Below are 23,952 nucleotides of genomic sequence, written 5' to 3' on the forward strand. Positions count from 1 at the left end.
CCCGCGGCCGCGCGGCCCTGGTCGGCGCCGCCGCGGCCGGCGTCGCCGGGATTGTGGCCCGGCTGGTGATCGGCTACCCGATGGAGCTCGCCCCGGCTCTGGTGCTCCTGGCGCTCGTACTGCTGAGCGCCGCACTGGCCTGGGCGGTCGGCGCGGGCCGGCCGAAGCGGGTGGTCACCGGGCTTGCGGCATTCTGCGTGCTGGTGGTGGTGGCATCCGTTGGGGTGGTCTGGCTGGGCAGTGTCGCAACACCGGGGGCGTTGTCGGCAACGCACGAACACGGCGCCGCCGGCCCGGCGACGGCACCGCAGGGCAGCGTCTCGGTGACCGACCTGCGCACCCCCGCCGATGCACCGGGCGCCCTGCGCTCGTTCGACCTCACCGCCCAACAGCAGGAGGTGACGCTCAGTTCGGGGACCACCGTGTCATCGTGGACCTACGGGTCCCTGCCCGGCCCGGAACTGCGGGTCAACCAGGGCGACCTGGTCGAGGTGACGTTGCGCAACGCCGACATCGACGCCGGCGTCACCATCCACTGGCATGGCTACGACGTGCCGGCCGGCGAAGACGGGGTCGCCGGAGTCACCCAGGATGCCCTCCTGCCCGGCGACGTGTTCACCTACAAGTTCTCGGCGACCGAGGCCGGCACCTACTGGTACCACACCCACCAGGTCTCGGCCGATGGGGTGCGGCGCGGACTGTTCGGCACCCTCGTGGTGCTTCCGCCGGCCGGTGTCCCCGAGTCGGTCGACGTGACGGTGCCGCTGCACACGCTGGGCACCGCGGTGATCCTCGGCGACTCCGATGTGGCGTCGGCGCGGGATGTCGCCGCCGGGCAATCGGTGCGCCTGCGACTCATCAACACCGATCAGGTGCCGCACCGCTTCACCCTCGACGGAGCCCCGTTCACCGTGGTCGCCGCGGACGGCCGTGACCTGGTCGGCCCCACCCCGGTCACCGGCAAGTCCCTGCGGATTCCTGCCGGCGGGCGGTTGGACGTGTCCGTCACGGTGCCCCAGAGCGGTGTGCGGTTGGCCACCAACGCCTCAGCGACCGCGTCGTTGTCGCTCGCGCCCGGCGGTGCCGAGGTTCCCGCCACGGTGCCGTCGGCGGCCGAGGACCTCGATCTTCTGGGCTACGGCGCGGCAGCCGACCAGGCGCTGCCGGCCGGGGACGGCCGGGTGGAGGCGACCATGGTCCTGGACCGCAATCCGCGGTTCCTGGGCGGGCGGCCAGCCTACGGCTACACCGTGAACGGGGCGGTGTTCCCGCACGTCCCGAGCATCGAGGTGAGCGAGGGGAACACGGTGCGGCTCACGGTGGCCAACCGCGGCCTGGAGACGCATCCGATGCACGTGCACGGCCACCACGTCCTCGTCATCTCGCGGGACGGCATCCCGTCGACCGGGTCACCGCTGTGGCTGGACACCTTCGACGTGCAGACCGGAGAGGTCTGGGTGGTCGAGTTCACCGCCGACAACCCGGGCATCTGGATGGACCACTGCCACAACCTCGACCATGCGGCCGAGGGCATGATGATGGCGCTGACCTACCGGGGCGTCACAACCCCGTTCGAGCAGGGCGGCACGCACGCCAACCGGCCGGAATGACCGGCCGGGTCGTCACACCGAGTCATCCCTTGCTGCCTGTGTCGCGGAGGTCTGCGCCGGCACTGCCGTCTTCGCCCCTGAACCCACCGCCCTGGCGCCGATTTCGGCCAAGCCGAGCACAACGAACGCGTTGATCCCGTGGATCAGGCCGAGGCCGGGCAACTCGAATGACGAGTAGCCGAGGAACACCTGCACGAGCACGGCCACCAGCAACCAGACGGACCACATGATGCCGGCCCTGGCGATCAAGGCCACCACGAGGAGGGCAAGGGCCAAGACCGGAATGACCATCTGTCCGACGACGCTGTGCACGAGGAAACCGACCGGAACGTTGTCCTCCGAAACGGCGGGTCCCTCGCCGGTCGCATTCAGGATCACGAATGTGGACCAGGCGATGACGGCGGCTTGGATGACGACGCAGGCGGCGATGATGTGGCAAATGATCTGATACACCCTGCGCATGGCTGGACTCCTTCCGATCGAGCCGGAACCCAGGTCGAAGCCGATCTGAGCTTCGCGTGCAGCGTACGCCCGGACGCGGAGGCCGGTCAACGGGGTCGGCGAGACGCGTTCCGAGGGTCTCGCCGGGTCTGCTTCGACAGGCTCAGCACGGCGTCGACACGCTCGACCAGCAGAGCGGCAACGGTCACAGCTTGTAGAGCCGGGCCTCCCAGGGGCGGAGCGCCGCGGAACCGTCGCCGGGGTAGTTGCCCAGCAGCAGCTCGGCACCCGAAATGTCGTCGGGCAGCCACTCGCCCTGCACCGTCAATGGCTCATCCGACACGTTCGCCAGCACCAGCAGGGTCTGCCCGTCCAGCGTGCGGGTGAACGCGTAGAGCTGCTCGTGATCGGGCTCGATCAGCTCGAAGGCGCCCAACGCGACCACCGGGTCCGCGTGCCGCAGCGCGATCAGCCGCTGGTAGAACGCGAATACGCTCTGCGCAGCGGCCCGGTCGGCTTGCACGTTGACGGTGGGGTAGTTCGGGTTGGCCGCGAGCCACGGGGTGCCGGTGGTGAACCCGGCGTGGGCGGAGTCGTCCCACTGCATCGGCGTGCGTGCATTGTCACGCCCCATGGCGTGCACCCCGGCAAGCACGCTCGCCGGCGACTGGTCGAACTGCTCCACGGCCTCCCGGTAGTGGTTGAGCGACTCGATGTCCCGGTAGTGGTCGATGGTGTCGAACTTCACGTTCGTCATGCCGATCTCTTCGCCCTGGTAGATATAGGGCGTGCCGCGGTGCAGGTGCAGCACCAGCGCCCACAGGGTGGCCGACTCGTACCGGAATTGGGTGTCGTTGCCGAACCGCGACACCAGCCGCGGCTGGTCGTGGTTGTTCAGGTACAGGCTGTTCCAGCCGGTCTGGGCCAGGCCGTCCTGCCAGCGGGCCAGGCTGTGCTTCAGCGGCACCAGGCTGCGCGGCAGCGGGTCGAACTTGTGCGTTCCCTGGTCGAGCGAGACATGCTCGAACTGGAAGATCATGTCGACCTCGGCGCGGGCCGCATCGGTGAACAGCACGGCATCCTCGATGCTCACACCGGGCATCTCGCCCACGGTCAGGTGCTCTCCGGTGCGGCCGGCGAAGACCATCCGGTGCATCTCCTGCAGGTACTCGTGGATTTGCGCGCCCATCGGCGACCCACCGTCGGTGGCCGCGGCCGGACCGCTGACCAGCTCCACCTGCTTGGCGATGAAGTTGATCACGTCCATGCGGAACCCGTCGACGCCGCGGTCCAGCCACCAGTTCATCATCGTGTAGACCGCCTGGCGCACCTCCGGGTTCTCCCAGTTGAGGTCGGGCTGCTGCGTCGCGAACAGGTGCAGGTAGTACTCACCCGTGGTCTCGTCCAGGGTCCAGGCCGGGCCGCTGAACGCGCTGCCCCAACCGTTCGGTTCGGCGCCCGCCGCTCCGGGCTTCCGCCACCAGTACCAGTCGCGCTTGGGGTTGTCGATCGACGAGCGCGATTCGACGAACCACGGATGCTCGTCGCTGGTGTGGTTGACCACCAGGTCCATCACGATCTTGATGCCGCGCTCGTGGGCCTCGGCCAGCAGCAGGTCGAACTCGGCCAGGCTGCCGAACACCGGGTCGATGTCCTGGTAGTCGCGGATGTCGTAGCCGTTGTCGTGCTGCGGGGACGGGTAGACCGGCGAGAGCCAGATGGCGTCGACGCCGAGCTCGGCGAGGTAGTCGAGCTTTCCGCGCACCCCGCCGAGGTCGCCGATGCCGTCGCCGTCCGAATCCGCGAAGCTGCGCGGATACACCTGGTACACCACGGCCGTGGTCCACCACGGCGCCGCGGCGTGCGGGCCGTCCTGAGTGTCGGCGGGCTCGGCGCCGACGGTGCGGCTGTTCAGATTGGTCACGGGGTCCTCCCTGGCCGGGGGCCGGCGCGGGCGAGCGCGGGCATCCGGTGTCACACGAATTGGTTTAGCGACAGAAAAAAGTCGTCCGTCCAATGTAGCGTCCGGTTGTCCAGGGGCACCACTGCGGGGTGTCCGGCCGGTGCGCCGGCGGGGGCGGCTATGTCAAGATGAGAGCCAACCCCGCTTCGGGGGCCAGGAGAGGGCGACCGTGATGTTCGGCAGTACGGGGCCCGCGCCGTCGATCGGCGAATCCGCGCTGGGCCTCGCGCGCGCCGTCCTCATGCACGGCCCGATCTCTCGCGGCGACCTCGGGCGCCGCCTCGGCCTGTCCCCGGCCAGTCTCACCCGGCTGAGTAAACCGTTCCTGGACAGCGGCCTCTTCGTGGAGGTCAGCGACAGCCAGACCAGCGGTGTCGGCCGCCCCACCAAGCCCCTGGATGTGCGCCTGGACGGCCGCCGCTTCGTCGGGGTCAAGCTCACCGGTGACGGCGCCTTCGGTGTGCTCACCGACCTGCGCGTGAACGAGCTCGCCTCAGCGCACCGTCGGCTCGACGGCCGGGACGTGGCCGGGGTGGTGCGGCAGCTGTGTTCCCTCGTGCTCGAACTCGCCAATGGTGCGCCGCTCGCGGCACTCGGGGTGACCGTCGGCGGCCAGGTGATCGGCTCACGGGTCGTCGCCCGGGCGCCCTTCCTGGCCTGGCGTGACGTGGACCTGGCCTCCGCGCTGGAGGCCGGCCTGGGCATCCCCGTGCTGGTCGAGAACGACGTGGTCGGGCTGGCCGCCGCCGAGCAGTGGTTCGGCGCGGGCCGGCGGACCGCCAGCTTCGCCGTGGTCACCGTCGGCATCGGCGTGGGCTACGGGCTCGTGATCAACGATCAGGTGATCAGTACCCGGGACTCCGGCCTCGGCCTCGGCGGACACGTGCCGTTGGATGCCGACGGGCCGCTCTGCGGCAGCGGGCACCGGGGCTGCTCGGACGCGATGCTCACCCAGGGCAGCATCCGGGCGCAGGTGAGCGCGAGCCTGGGCCGGGAGGCGGAGTACGACGAAGTACTCGCGCTGGCCGCGGCCGGAGTGCCCGCCGCGCTGTCCGTCCTGCAGGCGTCCGGACGTGCCCTCGGCCGCCTGGTGGCCCTGATCGCCAACATCGCGATGATCGACACCGTGGTGCTCTCCGGCGAGGGCATCGGATTGTGGACCGTGGTGGCGGACCAGATCGTCGCGGCGGCCCACGGCGACCGTGACGCCGAGGCGACGCCGGTGCGGATCAGCGTCGACGACACCGGCACGTCGTCCTGGGCCAGGGGAGCGGCGGCCGTCGCGATCCAGCGCACCCTGACCCGCTTCACCGTCGCGGACTGACCGGCGGGCCGCGGGGACGCCCACCCTCATCGCGCCCGCCCTCATTACACCCGCACACTGTCGGGAATAGGATCGGCCCATCCGCCGTTGACACCCATATACATGCAGACGCATTGAGTTTTGGAGGCTGGAAATGCAGTTCGGAATCTTCACGGTCGGGGACCTGACCACCGATCCCACCACGGGGCAGACGCCGACGGAGCACGCCCGCATCAAGGCCATGCTCACCATCGCGCAGAAGGTCGAAGAGGTGGGGCTGGATGTCTTCGCCACCGGCGAGCACCACAACCCGCCGTTCGTGCCCTCGTCGCCGACCACCATGCTCGGCTACATCGCGGCCAAGACCGAGCGGATCATCCTCTCCACCGCCACGACGCTGATCACCACCAGTGACCCGGTGAAGATCGCCGAGGACTTCGCGATGCTCCAGCACGTGGCAGACGGCCGGGTGGACCTCACCCTGGGCCGGGGCAACACCGGCCCGGTCTACCCGTGGTTCGGCCAGGACATCCGTCAGGGCATCCCGCTGGCGCTGGAGAACTACGCTCTGCTGCGCCGGCTCTGGCGTGAGGACTTCGTCGACTGGGAGGGCCAGTTCCGTACCCCGCTGCAGGGCTTCCAGTCCACCCCGCGCCCGCTCGATGGCGTGCCGCCGTTCGTCTGGCACGGCAGCATCCGCAGCCCCGAGATCGCCGAACAGGCCGCGTACTACGGCGACGGTTTCTTCTCGAACCACATCTTCTGGCCGGCCTCGCACACCGCCAAGATGGTCAAGTACTACCGCAACCGCTTCGAGCACTACGGCCACGGCACCGCCGCGCAGGCCATGGTGGGCCTCGGCGGCCAGGTGTTCATGCGCAAGAACTCGCAGGACGCCAAGCGCGACTTCCGGCCGTACTTCGACAACGCCCCGGTCTACGGCAACGGCCCGAGCATGGAGGAGTTCACCTCGCAGACCCCGCTCACCGTCGGCAGCCCGCAGGAGGTCATCGACCGCACCCTCGGATTCCGGGACTACGTCGGCGACTACCAGCGCCAGCTCTGGCTGATGGACCACGCCGGCCTTCCGCTGAAGACCGTGCTCGAGCAGCTCGACCTGCTCGGCGAGGAGGTCGTGCCGGTGCTCCGCAAGGAGTTCGCCAAGAACCGTCCGGCCGACGTGCCGGATGGGCCCACCCACGAGTCCCTGGTGCTCGCCGCCGCACAGGCGCCGGTTGCCGCCGCATCCGTCGGGCGCGACGACCTCGACACCTCCGCCGCGATCGCCCCGCACCGCCGGGCAACCGGTGCCGCGTTCGGCCTCGCCGGCGCCGGCACGAACGGAGCATAGAGATGACCGCGCGCACCCTGGCGGTCGTCTCCGCCGGACTCAGCCAGCCGTCGTCGACCCGGCTGCTCGCCGACAAGCTCGCCACGGCCACCGTGGCGCGGCTGGCCGACGAGGGGGTCACCACCACGGTGGTGACCTACGAACTGCGTGACTACGCGCAGGACATCATGAACAACATGCTCACCGGGTTCGCCAACCCGCGGCTGGAGGAGATGATCGAGGCCGTCACCGCGGCCGACGGCCTGATCGCCGTCACCCCGATCTTCACCACCAGCTACAGCGGACTGTTCAAGACGTTCTTCGACGTGATCGACAACCGCTCCCTCACCGACCAGCCCGTGCTGATCGGCGCGACCGCGGGGACGCCGCGGCACTCGCTGGCCCTCGACTACGCGTTGCGGCCGATGTTCACCTATCTGCACGCCGTGGTGGTGCCCACCGCGGTGTTCGCCGCATCGGAGGACTGGGGCACCGGCGACGGCGGCCGCGTCGACAGCCGGGTGCAGACCCTGCCGGCCCGGATCGAACGCGCGGCGGGGGAGCTGGCGGCCCTCGTCGCCCGCTCCGACCGGTCCTCCCGGGTGCGGGACCCCTTCGAGCTGCCCGCCGGCTTCGACCCCGCCGGCATGTTCCCGCCCCGCTGACCCCGGTGCCGTCCCACGAAAGCGGTCGTGTGGTCGCCTCAGTTCACTGAGGTGACCACCCGGCCGCTTTCGCGTGCTCACCCAGCGTGCCCCGTGGGCTGTCGAGTACCGCGCGGAAGGTCGCCACTTTCGCCGGGACCTTCTGCTCTGATGATGACGGGGCGGCGGGGACAGACTGGAACACGGTGCGCCGGAGAGAGTGCTTCCGCGAGACGGAGGCCGTGACAACCGCGCAGACAGGTCGTCCCATGGTCGCCGTACGTGCAGACACAACATTCTCGGATGCCCGCGCCGCGTTTTTCGCCGCGGCCCCCGACCCGCTCGATCTGACTGGTGGCCCGGCCGTCGACCTCTCGGTGCGGATCGGCAGTCTCACCCTGCTCACCCCGGTGATGCCGGCCTCCGGCTGCTTCGGCCCGGAACTCGGCGCTCTCATCCCGGTCGCCGAGCTCGGCGCCACCGTCACCAAGACCGTCTTCGGCTCGGCCCGCGGCGGCAATCCCGTGCACCGGCTCACCGAGATCCCAGCCGGCATGGTCAACAGCGTCGGCATCCCCAGCCGTGGGCCGGCCGGCTACCTGGCCACGCTGCATCCGCGCTACGCGGCCTTCGACGTGCCCACGATCATCAGTGTCGGAGGTCACCGGCCGAGCGAATACGCCCCGGTCGTCGCGGCACTGGGCGAGAACGGCGCCGCCTTCGAGCTCAACGTGTCGTGCCCCAACCTCGACCGGAACGGCACCGACATCGGCTCGGACCCGGCGGCCATCCGCGAGGTGGTCGCCGCCGTGCGCCTGGTCACCGACAGGCCGATTATCGTGAAGCTGCCGGTGCTGGTCGCCTCGATCGCCGACTGCGCCCGTGCCGCCGAGGAGGCCGGCGCCGACGCCGTCTGCGTGGCCAACTCCATCCCGGCGATGCCGCTGGATGCCCGCACCCGCCGGCCGATTCTCGGCAACGTGATCGGCGGGCTGTCTGGGCCCTCGATCAAACCGATCGTGCTGCGGCTGGTCTGGCTGGCGTCGCGGGCCGTGCAGATTCCCGTGATCGCCTGCGGGGGCGTCGGCTCTGTCGAGGATGCCCTCGACTACTTCTCGGTAGGGGCCAGCGCCGTGCAGGTGGGCACCGCGAGCTTCGCGCGGCCGTTCGCGGCGGTGGAGGTGGCGCGCGGGTTGCGGCAACGGTGCCTGGATGCCGGTGTGGGCAGTATCCGGGAGTTGCTCGAGTTGGACGCTGCACAGTGAACCGGAACGTGTCCTCCGAACGCAACCATGCGTTGGTCGAGCCTGTCGAGCGCCGTACTGAGCCTGTCGAAGTGACCCCGCGAGATGTCTCACCAGGTCTCGACAAGCTCGACCAGCGAGATGGGGACGAACTGCAGGACGGGTCACCAGGTCTACTTCGACAAGCTCAGCACGGCGTCGACAAGCTCGACCAGCGGGAGGGGGACGAACCGCAGGACGGGTCACCAGGTCTACTTCGACAAGCTCAGCACGGCGTCGACAAGCTCGACCAGCGGAGGGTCGCCGATGCGGCGCGCCGCGAGGCCGCCGCCCGGGCGCGGGCGTTCGCCGAGGCTGATGAACGCGCGCTCGACGGGCTGATCTCGGTGCGGCCGCGCTCGGCCGCGCCGAGGCCGCAACCGGTCTGGGACGACGCCCAAGTGCTCGTGCACGAACCGGTGGGGGAGCGCTACCGCCGGCTGGTCTTGGCCAGCGGCACCATCACTTCCACCGCGCAGGCCGGCCAGTTCCTCATGATCACGGTGCCGCCGCACGCCGGCGACCGCATCCTGCTGCCGCGCCCCATGGCCATCCACCGCCGCCGACCGGCCACCGGAGCCACGCCCGGCACGATCGAGCTGATCTACGGTGTGGTCGGCCGCGGCACCCGCGCCCTGGCCGCGGTTCCCGTCGGCGCCCGGCTGCAGGTCACCGGCCCGCTCGGCCGCGGCTTCGACTACCCCGTCGGCACCCGATCCGCCCTGCTGATCGGTCGCGGCGTCGGCATCTGCGGTGTGATGGGCGCCGCCGAGGATGCCGCGGCACTGGGCATCCGCGCCACCATGGTGCTCAGCGGCCAACGCCCCGACCAGGTGCTCGGCCGCGCCGACTGCGCGGAGCTCGGCGTGCGCACGATCGAAGTCACCGACGACGACGGTTCCAGCGACCTCGCCACCCTGGCCGCCATGCTGCGCGCCGAGTTCGACGGCGCCGCGCCCGAGCGCACCGCGCCCGATGTGATCATGGTCTGCGGCGCCGGAGTTCTCGCCCGGCTCGCCGCCGAGCTCGGCGCGCACTGGGGTGTTCCAGTGCAGGCCTCGCTTGAGGCGCACATGGCCTGCGGGCTGGGCTACTGCCACGGCTGCGCCGCCCCGGTACGCACCGACCCGAGCATCGAGGGACCGCTGGTCTGCGCCGACGGGCCGGTCTTCGACGCCAACATCCCTGTCGTTTAACCCCCGTTCTGCTACGCTTGTTCAGGTGGATCTTCGGATCTGCCCGCAGTACCCGGAGCAGACCGGCAGGACGCTGGTCCTCGGTGGTGGTTTCCCAACGCGACAGTGCCAACGCACAGCACCGTTGGTGAATTTCTACTGGTGGCCAGCAATGTCAGCGCCCAACACATGTTCGGCAGCTTGTTCTGCCTGTTCCTGCTCCGATGTCCCACTCGCGCGCCACACGGGCAAACGAGTCTAAACAAAGGAGAGAACCCCCATATGGAGGGTCCAGAAATCACGTTCGCCGAAACCGTTATTGACAACGGCAAGTACGGCAAGCGCACCATCCGTTTCGAAACCGGGCGTCTCGCCCAGCAGGCACAGGGCTCAGCCGCTGCCTACATCGACGAAGAGACCATGCTTCTCTCCGCCACGAGCGCCAGCAAGCAGCCGAAGGACAACTTCGACTTCTTCCCGCTGACGATCGACGTCGAAGAGCGCATGTACGCCGCTGGCCGCATCCCGGGCAGCTTCTTCCGCCGCGAAGGTCGCCCGTCGACCGAAGCGATCCTCACCTGCCGTCTGATCGACCGGCCGCTGCGCCCGTCGTTCGTCGACGGCCTCCGCAACGAGATCCAGGTTGTCGTGACCGTTCTGGCCATCGCGCCCGACGAGTACTACGACGTCCTGGCCATCAACGCCGCGTCCATGTCGACCCAGATCGCCGGCCTGCCGTTCTCCGGCCCGATCGGTGGCGTCCGCGTCGCCCTCATTCCCGACGACAACGGCTCCGGCCAGTGGGTCGCCTTCCCGAAGCACTCGCAGGTCGTTGACGCCGTGTTCAGCATGGTCGTCGCCGGCCGCGTCGTCACGGATGCCGATGGCAGCGAAGACGTCGCGATCATGATGATCGAGGCCGAAGCGACCGACAACGCCTGGACGCTGATCCAGGGCGGCGCCATCAAGCCGAACGAAGAGGTCATCGCCGAGGGCATCGAGGCGTCCAAGCCGTTCATCAAGCAGCTCATCGTCGCCCAGCAGCAGGTTGCCGCCGCGGCGTCCAAGCCCACCGGCAACTACCCGCTGTTCCCGCCGTACACCACCGAGGTCTACGACGCTGTCGCAGCCCTCGCGTACGACGGCCTCAAGGACGTCTACGTGATCGCCGACAAGATCGCGCGTCAGGATGCTGACGACGTGCTCAAGGCATCCGTCAAGACCGCAGTCGCGGCCAAGGTCGAAGCCGGCGAGCTGCCCGCCACCGCCAACAACCAGGTGGGCGCGGCATACAAGTCCGTCACCAAGCTCGTTGTGCGCTCACGCGTTCTCAACGAGGGTGTTCGCATGGACGGACGCGGCCTGGCGGACATCCGCCCGCTCGACGCCGAGGTTGCGGTCATCCCGCGCGTGCACGGTTCCGCTATCTTCCAGCGCGGCGAGACCCAGATCCTGGGTGTCACCACGCTGAACATGCTCAAGCTCGAGCAGACCATCGACTCCCTGAGCCCGGTCACCAAGAAGCGTTACATGCACAACTACAACTTCCCGCCCTACTCCACCGGTGAAACCGGTCGGGTCGGCACGCCCAAGCGTCGCGAGATCGGCCACGGAGCGCTCGCTGAGCGTGCCCTGGTTCCCGTGCTGCCGTCGCGTGAGGAATTCCCGTACGCCATCCGTCAGGTCTCCGAGGCGCTCAGCTCCAACGGTTCCACCTCGATGGGTTCCGTCTGCGCCTCCACCCTGTCGATGCTGAACGCCGGAGTGCCGCTGCGCGCCCCGGTCGCCGGCATCGCGATGGGCCTCATCTCCGACACCGTCGACGGCAAGACCCGCTACGCGGCTCTGACCGACATCCTCGGTGCCGAAGATGCCCTCGGCGACATGGACTTCAAGGTTGCCGGCACAGCTGAGTTCGTCACCGCGATCCAGCTCGACACCAAGCTCGACGGCATTCCCGCGTCGGTCCTGGCCGGCGCGCTGACGCAGGCGAAGGATGCTCGCACGACGATCCTCGCCGTGCTGAACGCTGCGATCGACGCTCCCGACGAGATGGCACCGACCGCGCCCCGCGTGATCAGCGTGCAGATCCCCGTCGACAAGATCGGCGAGCTCATCGGCCCGAAGGGCAAGATGATCAACTCGATCCAGGACGAGACCGGAGCCGACATCTCGATCGAGGAAGACGGCACCGTGTACATCGGCGCCGTCGATGGTCCCTCGGCCGAGGCCGCTCGCGCCATGGTCAACTCCGTCGCGAACCCCACCAACCCCGAGGTTGGCGAGCAGTTCCTCGGAACTGTCGTGAAGATCGCCGCATTCGGCGCCTTCGTCTCGCTCCTCCCGGGCAAGGACGGCCTGCTGCACATCTCTGAGGTGCGCAAGCTCGCCGGCGGCAAGCGCGTGGAGAACGTCGAAGACGTCCTCGGCGTGGGCCAGAAGGTCCTCGTTGAGATCACCAAGATTGACGACCGTGGCAAGCTTTCGCTCGCCCCGGTCCTCGCCGATGAAGCCGACACGCACGGTCGTGACGCTGCATCAGAGGGACCCGAAGCTCCGGCCGAAGGTTAGTCACTAGTTCTGCCGGTCACCTCTCGCCAGGTGTGCCGGTTAGACGGAAGGCCCGTCCTGCTTCGGCAGGGCGGGCCTTTTCGTGTTCTAGCCGGACCGGGGTTGCACGCCCCGCTCGAGCAGCGGAACGATGCGATACGGAATGAGCTCGCCCATCGCCAGGGAGGTCTCGGTGCGTTCGACGCCCTCGCAGGCGAGGATCGTGCGGTCGATCCTGAAGAGGTCTTCGGAGTCGGCGCAGGCCACCCGCACCAGCAGATCGGCCGCACCGCTCATGCCGTGCGCCTGCACGATCTCGGGAATCCGGCTGAGCTCGGCGATGATCTCGGCAGCGCGCTTCTGCACGATGTGCACCTCGATGAACGCGGTCAGCGGATAGCCCAGAACGGCGGGACTGATCCGGCGATCGAACTCGAGGAACACCCGGGACTCCTCGAGCCGGCTCATCCGGGCCTGCACGGTGTTGCGGGAGAGCCCGAGAGTGTGGGCGAGCCCCACATAGGTGCTGTCGGGGGTGGCGCACAGCGCACGGAGCAATTCGAGATCGACTCTGTCCAAGTGGTGCATACTGCCTGACCGTAGCAGGTGCGCTGGCCCCTGAACAGGGCACAGTGCACACTGTGACCGACATTCGTTGCGCGGGCGGGAAGTCCGCACCCGCCAGGGGGCCGCATAGCGACGCTTCGCCCAGGGTTGACCGGGTCGGCGCCACGCGGAAGAGTGGTCGGATGGACGACACCCGCCAGACCCTGACACCCACCCAAACCCGCACGGTGCTTTCCGGGGGCGATTTCCTGCATCTGGAGGGAACGCTGTACGCCACCTATCGCACGGCCGATTTCGCCGCAGCCGTCCGCCTGGTCGACGCCGTCGCCGTCGACGCCGATGCCCAGAATCACCACCCCGACGTGAAACTGGGCTACGGGTCGGTGGAGTTCGAGCTGACGAGCCACGATGTGGGCGGCATCACCCAACGGGATCTGCGGCTCGCCCTGCGCATCCAGGAGATCGCCGCCGAGCAGGACGCCCACGCCACCCGCCTGGTGCCCAGCCGTGCCGACGTGGCCATCGATTGCACCGACGCCGATGCCGTACGCCCATTCTGGCGGGTGGGGCTGGGCTATGAGGAGTCGGGTCCCGCGGACGACATCGAACTGCTCGACCCTCGCGGCGTCGGCCCCAGGGTGTGGTTCCAGCACATGGAGATTCAGCGCACCGAGCGCAACCGCATCCACCTCGACGTGTACGTGCCCGTCGCCGACTGTGAGGATCGGGTTCAGGACATCATCGACGTCGGGGGAGTGCTGCTCACCGACGAACACGCCCCGGACTGGTGGGTGCTCGCCGACCCCGAGGGCAACGAACTCTGCGTGTGCAGCTGGGACGCCTGAGCGGCGCGGCTCATGCTGCGGCCCGGGCCAGGGCCTTCTCGATCGCGCCGACGAGCTGCGCCGATTCAGGCTCCACCATCGACGCGAACCTGTCGACGATCACGCCGTCGGCGTTCACCAGGAACTTCTCGAAGTTCCACTTGATCAGCCCCGGCAGCACGCCCTTCCTGAACGCGGTGAGCTGCGCGTACAGCGGATGCTGGTGCTTGCCGCGCACATCCACCTTGGTCGTGAGCGGGAAGGTGACACCGAAATTGAGCTCGCAGAACTGCTGGATGTCCTCTTCGCTGCCGGGCTCCTCGCCCATGAACTGGTTGCACGGCAACCCGAGCACCACGAGGCCATCGTCGGCGAAGCGACGGTAGAGCGCCTCCAGACCCGCGTACTGGGGGGTGAAGCCGCACTTCGATGCCACGTTGACCACGAGCACGGTCTTGCCGGCGAACCGGCCGAACGTGGTGGGGGTGCCGTCGATCAGGGTGAGGGGCACGCCGTAGAGCGGGGAATCGGACATGCCGGAAAGACTACTCCCCGCCCCGCAGAGGGACCTCACCGACGGCATTTTTCGGCTAAACGGGGGGTCAAGCCACACATTTGTGTAACTGTTGGCGCGCGCCCCCAGCGGAATGCGCGGATCGGGTTATTCTCGGCTTTACATGGGTCGGCGCGGCAGCCGCGGTGACCCGTCCGAGGGGCGGTGAAGGCATGAGAGGCAGCGTGGCGACGGGGCGTGTGGCAACGGGACGTGTGGCTACCGACGGTGTGAAGACAGACGAGTTAACCGGCGAGAGCGGCACAGAGCCGGGGTTGCACACCGGCAGTGCTCCCACCGAACAGTTGCCGGCCGATCAGTCCGGTTCCCGGGTCGACGATCTCATTCTGCAGACCCGCCCGGTACAGGTCCAGCACACCGCTCCGGTTCACCTGCCCGAACACGACCGCCCAGCCGCTCCGGACGTCCGGCGCTCCATCGGCGACACCGACCTCAGCGTGCACCCGCTGGCGCTGGGCTGCAGTGTCTTCGGCTGGACCACCGACGGCGACACCGCGATGGCGATCCTCGATCGGCACTGGGAACTCGGCGGCAACTTCCTCGACACCGCAGACAGCTACGCCGCCGGACGCAGCGAGGTGCTGATCGGGTCGTGGATGCGCACCCGCGGGGTGCGCGACGACACGGTCATCTCCACCAAGATCGGCCGCAACCGCGACAACCCCGGTCTGTCACCGCGCAGCATCGTCGGTGCGGTGCACGCCTCACTCGAGCGGCTCGGCACCGACCACATCGACCTGCTGCACTTCCACTTCGACGACCTCGACGTGCCGCTGGAGGAGAGCCTCGGCGCCATGGAGATGCTCATCGCCAACGGAACCGTGCGGCACCTCGCGGCGTCCAACTTCACGGCGGAGCGCCTGATGGAGGCTCGGGTGCTCGCCGCCAACGGCCTGCCCAGGTTCGAGGCCCTGGAGACCCCGTACAACCTGATGAACCGGGTCTCGTTCGAGTCGTCGCTGGCCCTGGTCACCCGGGCGCAGGGTGTCGCGGTGATGCCGTACTTCGCGCTGGCGCACGGCTTCCTCACCGGCAAGTACCACTCCAAGGCCGACCTCACCGACACCATCCGGGCCGGCCGCGCGTCGGCATACCTCAACCGTGCCGGTCTCAAGGTGCTGGCCGTGCTCGAACGCATCGCGGAGGACCACGGTGTGGCCCCGTCGACGATCGCGCTGGCCTGGCTGCTGGCCAAGGAGGGCGTGGTGGCCCCGGTGGCCAGCGCGAGCCGGCCGGAGCAGGTGGATGCCCTCGTGGCCGCGGCCGCCGTGCGGCTGGGCCGCGCCGACATGGTCGACCTCGACAAGGTGTCGGCCTAACCGGTGCCCGGTCCCGCCGCGTCCGGCGGGGCCCGGACTCGCCGGTGTCGTAAGGTTGAGATGATATGAACGGCGCCGTTGAATTTCCCCTTGACCTGACCGAACTCTCGTTTCGGGCCGCTGGTGAGTCCCTCGTCAGGCGCACCGTCCTCCCCAGCGGGGTGCGCATCGTCACCGAGCAGGTGCCGGGCAGCCGCAGCCTCACCATCGGCTACTGGGTGGCCGTGGGATCCCGCGACGAGCAGCCGGGACACTTCGGCTCCACCCATTTCCTTGAGCACCTGCTGTTCAAGGGCACCGCACAGCGCTCGGCCCTGGACATCGCCATCGCGTTCGACGCCGTCGGCGGCGAGCACAACGCCATGACGGCCAAGGAATACACCTGCTACTACGCCAAGGTGCAGGACCGCGACCTCCACATGGCCGTTGAAGTGCTCACCGACATGATCACCTCGTCGCTGCTGGACCCCGCCGAGTTCGAGACCGAGCGCGGCGTGATCCTCGAGGAACTCGCGATGGCCGACGACGACCCGGCCGACGTCGCCAACGAACGTTTCTTCCAGGCCGTCATGGGCGCGCATCCGCTGGGCCGACCCATCGGCGGCAGCCCGGACACCATCCGCGCCGCGACCCGTGACGCCGTCTGGGAGCACTACCGGGCCAACTACCGGCCACAGGACCTCGTCGTCACCGTCGCCGGCGCCGTCGACCACGACGTGCTCGTGGCCGCCGTGACCCGGTCGCTGTTGCAGGCCGGCTGGGACCTGGGCGAGTACGCCGCACCGGTGGGACGCCGCTCCGGCGCCGCCGCGGTGATCAACCAGGGCCAGCCCGTCAGCGTGGTGCACCGCCCGCTCGAGCAGGCCAACCTGCTGATCGGCGTGCCGGGCCTCGTCGCCGCCGACGACCGCCGGGTGGCGATGAACGTGCTCACCTCCATCTTCGGCGGCGGCATGTCGTCGCGCCTGTTCCAGGAGGTGCGCGAGAAGCGCGGCCTGGCCTATTCCGTCTACTCCTTCGCGCCCGGCTACTCGGATGCCGGCATCTTCGGCATGTACGCCGGCTGCACCCCCGCCAAGGCCGGGCAGGTCGCCGAGATCATGCTCGACGAGTTGCACCGCCTCGCCGAGCACGGTGTGTCCGCCGACGAGATGAAGCGGGCCTCCGGCCAGCTCTCCGGCGCATCCGCCCTGGCCCTCGAAGACTCCGACACCCGGATGTCCAGGCTGGGCCGCTCCGAGATCACGCTGGGGGAGTTCGTCGACCTCGACGAGGCCCTGCGGCGCCTCGCGCTGGTCACCGCGGACGACGTGCAGCAGCTGGCGGCCGACATGGTCTCCCGGCCGTTCTCCGTGGCGGCCGTCGGCGCCCTCGAGGACGACGTCTTCGACGCCGTGTTGTCCCGCCGGACGGTGCCCCGCTCGCCGAACTGACCGGTTCTTCCCGGCGAGCCCCAGCGCGGACTCGACGCCTCTCCGCCACAACCGAAAGGGCGATGATGCCCCAGTACCTCTACCTCGTGCGACACGGCGAACAGCAGGATGCCGAATACGGCCTGCCGGACGGCCCGCTGTCGCCGCGGGGCAAGCGTCAAGCCCACCTCATCGCCGAACGCTTGGGCGGGGTGCCGTTCACCGGCGCCTGGCATTCGCCGCTGCAACGCGCCGCGGAAACGGCCGCCATCATCGCCGACCGCCTGCCGTCGCTCACGCCCGAGCCGACACCGCTGCTGTTCGACTGCGTTCCCTCCGGCCGGGCGCCGGAGATGCCCAAGGCGTACGCGCCGTTCTTCAACTCCGTCAGCGAGGACTCCATCGAGGCCGGCCGCGCCCAGATGGAGGACGCCGTCGCCGAGTTCCTGCATCCGCACCGCGGCCCCCGGCACGACCTGCTGATCACCCACAACTTCGTCATCGCCTGGTTCGTCCGCGAGGTGCTCGGCGCCCCGGACTGGCGGTGGATCAGCATCAACCAGGCCAACTGCGGCCTCACCGTGCTGCAGCAAAAGCCCGGCCGACCGTGGTCGTTGGTCACCCACAACGACCTCGGCCACCTGCCGGTGGAGCTGCGCACCGGCCTGCCGGATCCGCTGCTGTTCTAGGGGCGAGGCACGCAGCGTCGGGCGGGTCAGTCGAGGATCTTCCAGAAGGAATCCTTGCGGCGGATCTTCCCGCCGGAATCGAATTCGAGCAGGTCGACCCCGCGCACCTCGAGGCGCTGGCCCGAGACCGACGTGCCGGTGAGAGTCCACTCCGAGACACCCACATCGCCGCACACCCAGTGCCGGTCGTCGCCCTAGTGCACGTCAGGGATACCCTCGAATCGGGTGGCGAGCCCCGCCCGCACGTCGGCCTTGCCTACGAAGACATCGCCGCGGGGCTTCGCACCCCGGGGCAGGTAGAAGACACAATCGTCGGCGAAATAGCCCATGATCGCGTCCAGGTCGTGGCTGTTGAACGCCGCCAGGAACCCCCTCAGCGTGTCGTGTGTGACTGTCATGTCGACCGGCCTCCTCTTTGTGCGCGTGCTCCGCTTGTTGCGAGAGTAGCCAGCACCGACGGGTCAGGGGGTCGGGGTGAGCACCTTTCGGTACCAATTCGTGGCGTTCGGGTTGTCGTTGTACGGGGGAACATCCTCATACCCGGAGCGCTGGTACAGCGCCCCGGCCGCCTCGAGGCTCGAGTTCGTGTCGAGAACCATCTCCGTGGCCCCGAACGCCCGGGCCCGGGCTTCGAGCTCGGCGAGCAGCAGGCTGCCCCAGCCGCGGCCGCGCACCTCCGGTTGCAGCCAGAGGTGTTTCGCCTCGAACCGCACCGCACCATCCGCACCGTCGTCGATGCGACGGATGCCGCCGCAGCCCACAAAGGTGCGGGATCCCTGCGCCTCGCTCACGAGCAGGAACTGGCCGCGCGGCGGAACGAACTGCTCGGGAGTCGGAAACGTGGTGCGGTAGCCGCCCGCTGAGGGGAACGTGGACGCGCGATCGCTGAAGTACTGGGTGAGCAGGGTGATGGACCCCGCATCCGTGACGGAGACCGCGGTGAATTCAGGCATGCCCCTAGGGTACGTGCCTCGGTGCCGGGGGCAACCGTCACCGCTTGGTAGATTGGCAGCATGACAACACGGGTGGCCATCGTCGGCGCAACGGGCAAGATGGGCCGCCTCGTCGGTGGCCTGGTGGAGAGCACGCCGGGGTACGAGGTTGTCGCCCGGCTCAATTCCGCCAGCGCCCTGTCCGAGATGCTCGGCGCCGATGTGGCCATCGACCTCACTGTGCCGGCGGTCAGCCAGGGCGTGGTCGACTTCGCCATCGACAACGGCATCCGTGTGCTCGTCGGCACCTCGGGCTGGTCCCAGGCCCGCATCGACGCGCTCGGCCACAAGCTCACCGGCCGCACGGATGTCGGCGTCGTGATCATCCCCAATTTCTCGCTCGGCTCGGTGCTCGGCACGGCCTTCGCGGCCCTCGCCGCCCGGTTCTTCGACTCGATCGAGATCGTCGAGGCGCATCAGGCCGGCAAGGTCGACTCCCCGTCGGGAACCGCCGTGCGCACGGCCGAGCTGATGGCCGCCGCCCGCGCCGGACTCGGCCCCGTCTCCGCACCGCACATCGACCAGCGTGCCCGCGGCCAGCAGGTCGCCACGGTCCCGGTGCACAGCCTGCGCCTGGCCGGCGTGCTGGCCCGCCAGGACGTGATCTTCGGCGGCTCGGGGGAGACCCTCACGATCACCCACAACACCCTCTCCGCCGAGGCCTACGAACGCGGCATCCTGGTTGCCCTGGCCGCCGCCGGCGACTGCGTCGGGGTGACCGTCGGACTCGACAAGCTGATCGACCTGGGGCTCACCGGTGAGGTGCCCGAGCCTGCCGCGGCGTCCGCCGGGCCGCCAGCCGGGCCGCCCGCGGCACCGGAAGACGCCGAGATGGAGCCCGGCGAATGAAGGGCCGCATCGCCGTCATCGTAATGGCCCTCCTGCTCGTTTTCTACCTGGTGCTCGTCGGTTCGCGCGCTGTGCTTTTCATGCAAAGCGGTGACCCCGTCGGCGTCCTCATCGGCATCGCGCTCATCGTGCTGCCACTGATCGGCGCCTGGGCGTTGGTGCGGGAGATCAGCTTCGGCATCCGTTGCGAACGCCTGGTCCACCAGCTCGACGCCGAGGGCGCCCTGCCCGTGAACGACCTGCCCAGCCGTCCGAGCGGCCGCCCCTACCGCGACGCGGCCGACGCCCAGTTCCCGCAGTACCAAGAGGCCGTGGATGCCGCACCCCAGGACTGGCGGGCATGGTTCCGCCTCGGACTGGCCTACGACGCGTCGGGCGACCGGCGCCGCGCCCGCTCGGCCCTCCGCACCGCGATGGCCCTGGAGAAGTCCGCGGCCTGAGCCGCCCCTGGGCCGCTATGCGGGTGCCGCGCCACTATGCGGGTGGCGTGCCACCCGCGCAACGGCGCCTTCCCCGCATACCTCGAGTTGCCCCATCCGCTGGGCAGCCAGCGGCCATACGGATGCCGCGCCCCTGCGCCCCCTGCGCGGTGTCGCGCCGGGGATTTCGGGCCGCTGAGCGTCTCTGGCGCCGTCGTGCGGGCGCCGCGCCGTTAGGCGGGTGGCGCGCCACCCGCACAGCGGCGCCTGCCCCGCATACCTCGAGTTGCCCCATCTGCAGGTGCCGCGTCTTCGGTCGGTGCTGCCGTCCTCAGTGCTCGGCGAGCCGAGGGCGCCCCCGGGTCAGACCGAGGTGGGCCAGCCGCGCCGTCAAGCGCGGCACGCTCATCCCGGTGGCGTGGTCCCACCGCACGAAGCCGCGCACCTGGAGCCGAATGGCATCCTCACGGAGTTTTTCCTCGTACACGACCTCTGCCGGAGTGCGCCCGGCGAGCATCACCGGGTCGAAGTACTTCACCCGGCCGTCGCTCTCACCCACACCCCGCACGTAGAGCCAGAAGAAGTCGGAGAAGACCGTACGGTCGTCGATCACGAACGGATGTTGCAACTCCGGCTCGGGCAGTCCGGCCAGCGCGATCGTCACTCGACTGCCCGACTCGTCGGGGGAGCCCGAGAGCGGCGTGGCGAAGTCGATCACCGTGCGTGCCCGCACCGACCCGCGGAACGGCAGCATCCGGTGCCAGGTTTCGAGCAGCGTTGCCCGGTCGGTGAGCGGCGGCAGTCGACCAGATCGGTCCACGGCCAAGGCTCGGTCGGCCGCGGCGACGGCCGACCGGAGATCCACCACCGTCGCAAGTTCGATCACCGTGCGAGCGACCGACGTGACCAACACCCCATCCCGCATGGTTACATCTCGCTCGTCAAAGCCCACCGTGTGTCGACGGATGCCGGACTCCGAGCGACCTCCGGTTGACCGTTGGCCGAGGAAATGCACGTCATCGGGCCACGTTGCCAGGATCGGCAGCTGCCACAGCGCCGCCGCCGACTGGTGCGACAGCGGCAGCGCGCTCCCGCGCGCGAGCGACGCGGCCCGGACCCGCAGCGCATACCGTTGGTTCCGGTCGAGGCCGGCCCAGACCGCGGCGGGGCAGTACTGGCCCCAGCCGATGCGGTGCAGGTAGCCCCGCTCGGCAGCGCGACGCAAGCGCAGGTCAGCGCCGAGGGCTCGCCGGTAGTCGGCGGCCAGGATCACCTCGGGTGGGACGGACGGTTGTTCTCGGGGAATGGTCATCGGGCGAGTCTGGGCGCGAGGTACCCGGGCCATGGCCACCGGACTGGGGTTGTGGAAAACTCTGGGCGGGCGCGCCTGTGAAGGACCGGCGCGCCAGGCGCAGCACCCTTGCGGTGACGGCACGGCTCGGCCTGCGGAGGTGAGGACTAGGTGAACCCGAGCGGAAACTCGAGCTGTGCGGGACTGGCGCCGCTAGGCAGGTGGCGCGCCACCCGCCTAACGGCGCCTACCCCGCATAACGAGATTCAGCCACGGCGCGCGACGAGCCCCCGAACAACCGCTAGCGCAGCATCCAGGTGACGGCTTCGGCGGCCGTGCGGTGGGTGAAGCGGAACCCGTCGGCCTGCAGCTTCGCCGAACTCACCCGCTGGTCGGCGAGCAGCAGCTGCCTGGCGGCATCCTGCAGCGCGAGGGTGAGCACGAACTCGGGCACTGGGATGAAGCATGGCCGGCGCAGCGCCGAGGCCACAGCCCGGATCACGTCGTTGGAGGTCGCCGGGGTGGGGCCGGTGAGGTTCACCGGGCCGCTCAGCTCGGAGGCGGTGAGCAGGTGAACGATCGCGGCGGCTTCGTCGTGCAGGCTCACCCACGGCCAGATCTGGCTGCCACGGCCGAGCGGGCCGGCGAGGCCGAGCCGCACGATCGGCATCAGGGGCTTCAGCGCGCCGCCCTTGGCGAGCACCAGGCCGGTGCGCAGCAGCACCACCCGGGTGCCCGCCGGGGCCAGCCGGGCCTCCGCCTCCCAGGTCGTCACGACGGTGGCGAGGAAGTCGGAGCCCGGTGCGGACTCCTCGGTGAGCTCCTCGCCGGGCCGGTTGCCGTAGATCCCCACGGCGGACGCGTTCAGCAGCACCTTCGGTGGGGTGCCGGCCCGGCGCATGGCGTCGGTGAGGGTGCGCGCGGCCTGCACCCGTGATTCCATGATGTGGCGCCGGTGGGACTTGGTCCACGGCAACCGTCCGATCGAGGCGCCGGAGAGGTTGATCACCGCATCCACGCCGTCGAGCACGGCGGGATCGAGGCTCAGCGTCGCCGGATCCCAGCGCACCTCGGACCGGGACCGCGGCGGGCGTCGTACGAGACGCAGCACGGTGTGCCCGGCGGCCTCCAGCTGGCGGGTGAGTTCGGAGCCGATGAGCCCGGAAGCTCCGGAGATGAGCACGCGCATGGGGCTACCGGCCCCTGCTCAGGCCAGCTCGGCTTCGATGGTGATCGGGATGCCCGTCAACGCCTGCGAGATCGGGCAGTTCACTTTCGCGTCCTGCGCGAAGGCCTCGAACTCCTCCTCGGTGATGCCGGGAACGTTGGCGCTGACGAGCAGGTGGCTGCCGGTGACGCCGGTCCCCGCGACGAAGGTGACCGCCGCCGTGGTCTGGATGTTCGTGGGGGTGTGCCCGGCCTCGGCCAGGATCTTGGCCAGCGCCATCGAGAAGCAGGATGCGTGGGCCGCGCCCAGCAGCTCCTCGGGGTTCGTCGTGTTGGCGGTGCCTTCGGCCCGGGCCTTCCAGTTCACCGGGAACGACCCGCCATGCGAGGAGTCGAGCGAGACGGTGCCGGATCCCGTCATCAGGTCGCCGGTCCATACGGTGGTTGCTTCGCTGGTCAGGGCCATGGTGTTACCTCCTGGAAGTGGAGCACCAGCCTAACCGTCGGGACTGAACCGTTCACAGGAAATCCCCGGGTGCCGGGCAGGTTGGTCAGCGACCGCGGTCAGGGGGCCGCCGGGCCGCGACCGAGAATCCCGGCCCGCACCAGCAGGAGGTACAACTGGCAGCCCAGGCAGTAGTCGAATGCCGCGTTCAGGAACGCCGCCACGAACGCGGCCGCGGCCGCGAGGGGCACAGCGGCCGTCACCCCGGCCAGGCCGAGCAGCACGCCGGTCAGGGCGACCAGCAGGCCCACCCCCTGGGCGAAGGTGGGCGGCGCCGGGTCTTCGAGCCCGGCCGGCGGGCCGAGCCGCGGGCGCACGAGGGCCTTGTAGATCCAGCCGTACGGATGCCGGGCGGCCCCGGCGACGGCGCCCCAGGCGAACACCGCCGTCTGCACGGCGAGCAACGCCAGGGCGGCCGCGGATGCGCCGACCAGCGCGAGGAAGATCACCGCCAGCAGCACGGCGGCGGTGATGGCCGCGCCGAACCTGGGGCCGCGCGGGTCGATGCCCGCCCGCTTCGAGGCAGAGGCAGAGGTAGCGGCAGCGGGATCTGGCTGGGTCATCGGGACTCCTGAACGTCACGGGCAAGGTCGTCGAGGTGCGCGTGCAAGGCGGCCCGGTTCGGCACGCCGCCCACCCTGGCGCGCACCCGGCCGTCCCGGTCGAGCACCAGCGTGGTGGGGGTCTGCAGAACCTTGAACCGCCGGGCGAGGTCGGCGCGATGGGTGAGGTCCACGTCCACGTGCCGCACGCCGGTGCGGGCATCCGCCACCTGGCCCAGCAGCACGCTCGTGCCCGGGCAGCGGGTGCAGAACTCGGTGGAGAACTGCAGCAGCGTCGCCGCGGAGCCGAAGACCCGAGGGGAATTCGACGCGGACAGGCCCAGTTGCGCGGCAGTGACGGCATCCGCCGAGCCGTTCGATCGCGTGACCCGGCCCTGCCGGCGGCGCCAGACCAGTCCCAGCACGGTGGTCAGCGAGACCAGCAGCACCAGAACGAGCACAGCGGTGGCGGGATTCATGCAGGCGAGGCTACGCCGCGGCGG

The 23,952-nt window shown here is 69.6% G+C and carries 25 protein-coding genes; 13 read left to right on the plus strand and 12 right to left on the minus strand.

Annotated features, from left to right (window positions below; all coding sequences use genetic code 11):
* Positions 1–1,610, plus strand: a 1,610-nt coding sequence (locus CXY76_RS01110; protein ID WP_104162437.1) for a multicopper oxidase family protein, incomplete at its 5' end; no start/stop codon positions are given.
* Between the two features lie 12 nt (positions 1,611–1,622).
* Here the strand turns inward: CXY76_RS01110 and CXY76_RS01115 are convergent.
* Together CXY76_RS01115 and CXY76_RS01120 are read right to left on the minus strand one after the other, a co-directional pair.
* Entirely contained in the window at positions 1,623–2,072 is a 450-nt protein-coding gene (locus CXY76_RS01115) for a hypothetical protein (protein WP_104162438.1), read from the minus strand.
* 184 nt (positions 2,073–2,256) lie between these two features.
* Entirely contained in the window at positions 2,257–3,966 is a 1,710-nt protein-coding gene (locus CXY76_RS01120; protein ID WP_104162479.1) for an alpha-glucosidase, read from the minus strand.
* Between the two features lie 220 nt (positions 3,967–4,186).
* Here CXY76_RS01120 and CXY76_RS01125 point away from each other — a divergent pair, with 220 nt between their 5' ends.
* From CXY76_RS01125 to CXY76_RS01150, 6 genes are all read left to right on the plus strand, one after another.
* Positions 4,187–5,338: an ROK family transcriptional regulator gene (locus CXY76_RS01125; RefSeq protein ID WP_104162439.1), complete on the plus strand. Its 1,152-nt coding sequence runs from the start codon at positions 4,187–4,189 to the stop codon at positions 5,336–5,338.
* 133 nt (positions 5,339–5,471) lie between these two features.
* Complete coding sequence (locus CXY76_RS01130; protein ID WP_104162440.1) at positions 5,472–6,668, plus strand: LLM class flavin-dependent oxidoreductase; 1,197 nt, start codon at positions 5,472–5,474, stop codon at positions 6,666–6,668.
* Positions 6,669–6,670: 2 nt separating this feature from the next.
* Entirely contained in the window at positions 6,671–7,312 is a 642-nt protein-coding gene (locus CXY76_RS01135; RefSeq protein WP_104162441.1) for an FMN reductase, read from the plus strand.
* Positions 7,313–7,560: 248 nt separating this feature from the next.
* Positions 7,561–8,556 (plus strand): dihydroorotate dehydrogenase, encoded by a 996-nt coding sequence (locus tag CXY76_RS01140; protein ID WP_104162442.1) that lies wholly within the window; start codon positions 7,561–7,563, stop codon positions 8,554–8,556.
* Positions 8,557–8,627: 71 nt separating this feature from the next.
* Positions 8,628–9,770, plus strand: a complete 1,143-nt coding sequence (locus CXY76_RS01145) for a hypothetical protein (RefSeq protein ID WP_199190159.1) — start codon at positions 8,628–8,630, stop codon at positions 9,768–9,770.
* A 261-nt stretch (positions 9,771–10,031) separates the two neighbouring features.
* Positions 10,032–12,320, plus strand: coding sequence for a polyribonucleotide nucleotidyltransferase (locus CXY76_RS01150; RefSeq protein WP_104162443.1), 2,289 nt, complete (start codon positions 10,032–10,034; stop codon positions 12,318–12,320).
* Between the two features lie 87 nt (positions 12,321–12,407).
* Here the strand turns inward: CXY76_RS01150 and CXY76_RS01155 are convergent, their stop codons facing one another.
* Positions 12,408–12,887, minus strand: coding sequence for an Lrp/AsnC family transcriptional regulator (locus CXY76_RS01155; RefSeq protein ID WP_104162444.1), 480 nt, complete (start codon positions 12,885–12,887; stop codon positions 12,408–12,410).
* Positions 12,888–13,048: 161 nt separating this feature from the next.
* Between CXY76_RS01155 and CXY76_RS01160 the strand changes: the two genes are divergently transcribed.
* Entirely contained in the window at positions 13,049–13,711 is a 663-nt protein-coding gene (locus CXY76_RS01160; protein WP_104162445.1) for a VOC family protein, read from the plus strand.
* Between the two features lie 10 nt (positions 13,712–13,721).
* Here CXY76_RS01160 and CXY76_RS01165 read toward each other — a convergent pair whose 3' ends face one another.
* Positions 13,722–14,225, minus strand: coding sequence for a glutathione peroxidase (locus tag CXY76_RS01165; protein ID WP_104162446.1), 504 nt, complete (start codon positions 14,223–14,225; stop codon positions 13,722–13,724).
* Between the two features lie 293 nt (positions 14,226–14,518).
* Here CXY76_RS01165 and CXY76_RS01170 point away from each other — a divergent pair, with 293 nt between their 5' ends.
* From CXY76_RS01170 to CXY76_RS01180, 3 genes are all read left to right on the plus strand, one after another.
* Positions 14,519–15,583, plus strand: coding sequence for an aldo/keto reductase (locus CXY76_RS01170; RefSeq protein WP_233199500.1), 1,065 nt, complete (start codon positions 14,519–14,521; stop codon positions 15,581–15,583).
* Positions 15,584–15,648: 65 nt separating this feature from the next.
* On the plus strand, positions 15,649–17,016 hold the full coding sequence (locus tag CXY76_RS01175; protein WP_104162448.1) for a pitrilysin family protein: 1,368 nt from the start codon (positions 15,649–15,651) through the stop codon (positions 17,014–17,016).
* Between the two features lie 65 nt (positions 17,017–17,081).
* Entirely contained in the window at positions 17,082–17,684 is a 603-nt protein-coding gene (locus CXY76_RS01180; protein ID WP_104162481.1) for a histidine phosphatase family protein, read from the plus strand.
* Between the two features lie 26 nt (positions 17,685–17,710).
* Here the strand turns inward: CXY76_RS01180 and CXY76_RS19490 are convergent, their stop codons facing one another.
* The 3 genes from CXY76_RS19490 to CXY76_RS01190 all read right to left on the minus strand — a co-directional run bounded on the left by CXY76_RS19490 (position 17,711) and on the right by CXY76_RS01190 (position 18,637).
* Entirely contained in the window at positions 17,711–17,848 is a 138-nt protein-coding gene (locus CXY76_RS19490) for a hypothetical protein (protein ID WP_199190160.1), read from the minus strand.
* Between the two features lie 30 nt (positions 17,849–17,878).
* The gene (locus CXY76_RS19495) at positions 17,879–18,082 is read right to left on the minus strand and encodes a nuclear transport factor 2 family protein (protein ID WP_199190161.1); all 204 of its coding nucleotides are present in this window, start codon (positions 18,080–18,082) and stop codon (positions 17,879–17,881) included.
* Positions 18,083–18,145: 63 nt separating this feature from the next.
* Entirely contained in the window at positions 18,146–18,637 is a 492-nt protein-coding gene (locus tag CXY76_RS01190; RefSeq protein WP_104162449.1) for a GNAT family N-acetyltransferase, read from the minus strand.
* A gap of 60 nt (positions 18,638–18,697) precedes the next feature.
* Between CXY76_RS01190 and dapB the strand changes: the two genes are divergently transcribed.
* Together dapB and CXY76_RS01200 are read left to right on the plus strand one after the other, a co-directional pair.
* Entirely contained in the window at positions 18,698–19,525 is an 828-nt protein-coding gene (gene dapB, locus CXY76_RS01195; protein ID WP_104162450.1) for a 4-hydroxy-tetrahydrodipicolinate reductase, read from the plus strand.
* Entirely contained in the window at positions 19,522–19,965 is a 444-nt protein-coding gene (locus tag CXY76_RS01200; protein ID WP_104162451.1) for a type IV pilus biogenesis/stability protein PilW, read from the plus strand. The genes dapB and CXY76_RS01200 overlap by 4 nt, the downstream gene beginning before the upstream one ends.
* A 310-nt stretch (positions 19,966–20,275) precedes the next feature.
* On the opposite strand, the gene CXY76_RS01205 is transcribed toward CXY76_RS01200, so the two are convergent.
* The 5 genes from CXY76_RS01205 to CXY76_RS01225 form a co-directional block, all read right to left on the minus strand.
* The gene (locus tag CXY76_RS01205) at positions 20,276–21,256 is read right to left on the minus strand and encodes a hypothetical protein (RefSeq protein ID WP_104162452.1); all 981 of its coding nucleotides are present in this window, start codon (positions 21,254–21,256) and stop codon (positions 20,276–20,278) included.
* Between the two features lie 280 nt (positions 21,257–21,536).
* A complete protein-coding gene (locus CXY76_RS01210; RefSeq protein WP_104162453.1) occupies positions 21,537–22,424 on the minus strand; it encodes a TIGR01777 family oxidoreductase in 888 nt (295 codons plus the stop codon).
* Positions 22,425–22,442: 18 nt separating this feature from the next.
* Positions 22,443–22,868, minus strand: coding sequence for an OsmC family peroxiredoxin (locus tag CXY76_RS01215; RefSeq protein ID WP_104162454.1), 426 nt, complete (start codon positions 22,866–22,868; stop codon positions 22,443–22,445).
* Between the two features lie 98 nt (positions 22,869–22,966).
* Positions 22,967–23,470, minus strand: coding sequence for a DUF4395 domain-containing protein (locus tag CXY76_RS01220; protein WP_104162455.1), 504 nt, complete (start codon positions 23,468–23,470; stop codon positions 22,967–22,969).
* Positions 23,467–23,928 (minus strand): thioredoxin family protein, encoded by a 462-nt coding sequence (locus CXY76_RS01225; RefSeq protein WP_104162456.1) that lies wholly within the window; start codon positions 23,926–23,928, stop codon positions 23,467–23,469. Before CXY76_RS01225 ends, CXY76_RS01220 begins: the two co-directional genes overlap by 4 nt.
* Between the last annotated feature and the right edge of the window lie 24 nt (positions 23,929–23,952).

The organism is Cryobacterium sp. N22, assembly GCF_002929555.1.
Taxonomy (GTDB): Bacteria; Actinomycetota; Actinomycetes; order Actinomycetales; family Microbacteriaceae; genus Cryobacterium.

Coding starts and splice junctions, on each gene's coding strand:
- CXY76_RS01180 (WP_104162481.1), top strand. CDS start 17,082: ATGCCCCAGTACCTCTACCTCGTGCGACACGGCGAACAGCAGGATGCC.
- CXY76_RS01205 (WP_104162452.1), bottom strand. CDS start 21,256: ATGACCATTCCCCGAGAACAACCGTCCGTCCCACCCGAGGTGATCCTG.
- CXY76_RS01155 (WP_104162444.1), bottom strand. CDS start 12,887: ATGCACCACTTGGACAGAGTCGATCTCGAATTGCTCCGTGCGCTGTGC.
- CXY76_RS01215 (WP_104162454.1), bottom strand. CDS start 22,868: ATGGCCCTGACCAGCGAAGCAACCACCGTATGGACCGGCGACCTGATG.
- CXY76_RS01175 (WP_104162448.1), top strand. CDS start 15,649: ATGAACGGCGCCGTTGAATTTCCCCTTGACCTGACCGAACTCTCGTTT.
- CXY76_RS01210 (WP_104162453.1), bottom strand. CDS start 22,424: ATGCGCGTGCTCATCTCCGGAGCTTCCGGGCTCATCGGCTCCGAACTC.
- CXY76_RS01165 (WP_104162446.1), bottom strand. CDS start 14,225: ATGTCCGATTCCCCGCTCTACGGCGTGCCCCTCACCCTGATCGACGGC.
- CXY76_RS01125 (WP_104162439.1), top strand. CDS start 4,187: ATGTTCGGCAGTACGGGGCCCGCGCCGTCGATCGGCGAATCCGCGCTG.
- CXY76_RS19495 (WP_199190161.1), bottom strand. CDS start 18,082: ATGACAGTCACACACGACACGCTGAGGGGGTTCCTGGCGGCGTTCAAC.
- CXY76_RS01140 (WP_104162442.1), top strand. CDS start 7,561: ATGGTCGCCGTACGTGCAGACACAACATTCTCGGATGCCCGCGCCGCG.
- CXY76_RS01150 (WP_104162443.1), top strand. CDS start 10,032: ATGGAGGGTCCAGAAATCACGTTCGCCGAAACCGTTATTGACAACGGC.
- CXY76_RS01225 (WP_104162456.1), bottom strand. CDS start 23,928: ATGAATCCCGCCACCGCTGTGCTCGTTCTGGTGCTGCTGGTCTCGCTG.
- CXY76_RS01190 (WP_104162449.1), bottom strand. CDS start 18,637: ATGCCTGAATTCACCGCGGTCTCCGTCACGGATGCGGGGTCCATCACC.
- CXY76_RS01135 (WP_104162441.1), top strand. CDS start 6,671: ATGACCGCGCGCACCCTGGCGGTCGTCTCCGCCGGACTCAGCCAGCCG.
- CXY76_RS01115 (WP_104162438.1), bottom strand. CDS start 2,072: ATGCGCAGGGTGTATCAGATCATTTGCCACATCATCGCCGCCTGCGTC.
- dapB (WP_104162450.1), top strand. CDS start 18,698: ATGACAACACGGGTGGCCATCGTCGGCGCAACGGGCAAGATGGGCCGC.
- CXY76_RS01200 (WP_104162451.1), top strand. CDS start 19,522: ATGAAGGGCCGCATCGCCGTCATCGTAATGGCCCTCCTGCTCGTTTTC.
- CXY76_RS01160 (WP_104162445.1), top strand. CDS start 13,049: ATGGACGACACCCGCCAGACCCTGACACCCACCCAAACCCGCACGGTG.
- CXY76_RS01220 (WP_104162455.1), bottom strand. CDS start 23,470: ATGACCCAGCCAGATCCCGCTGCCGCTACCTCTGCCTCTGCCTCGAAG.
- CXY76_RS01130 (WP_104162440.1), top strand. CDS start 5,472: ATGCAGTTCGGAATCTTCACGGTCGGGGACCTGACCACCGATCCCACC.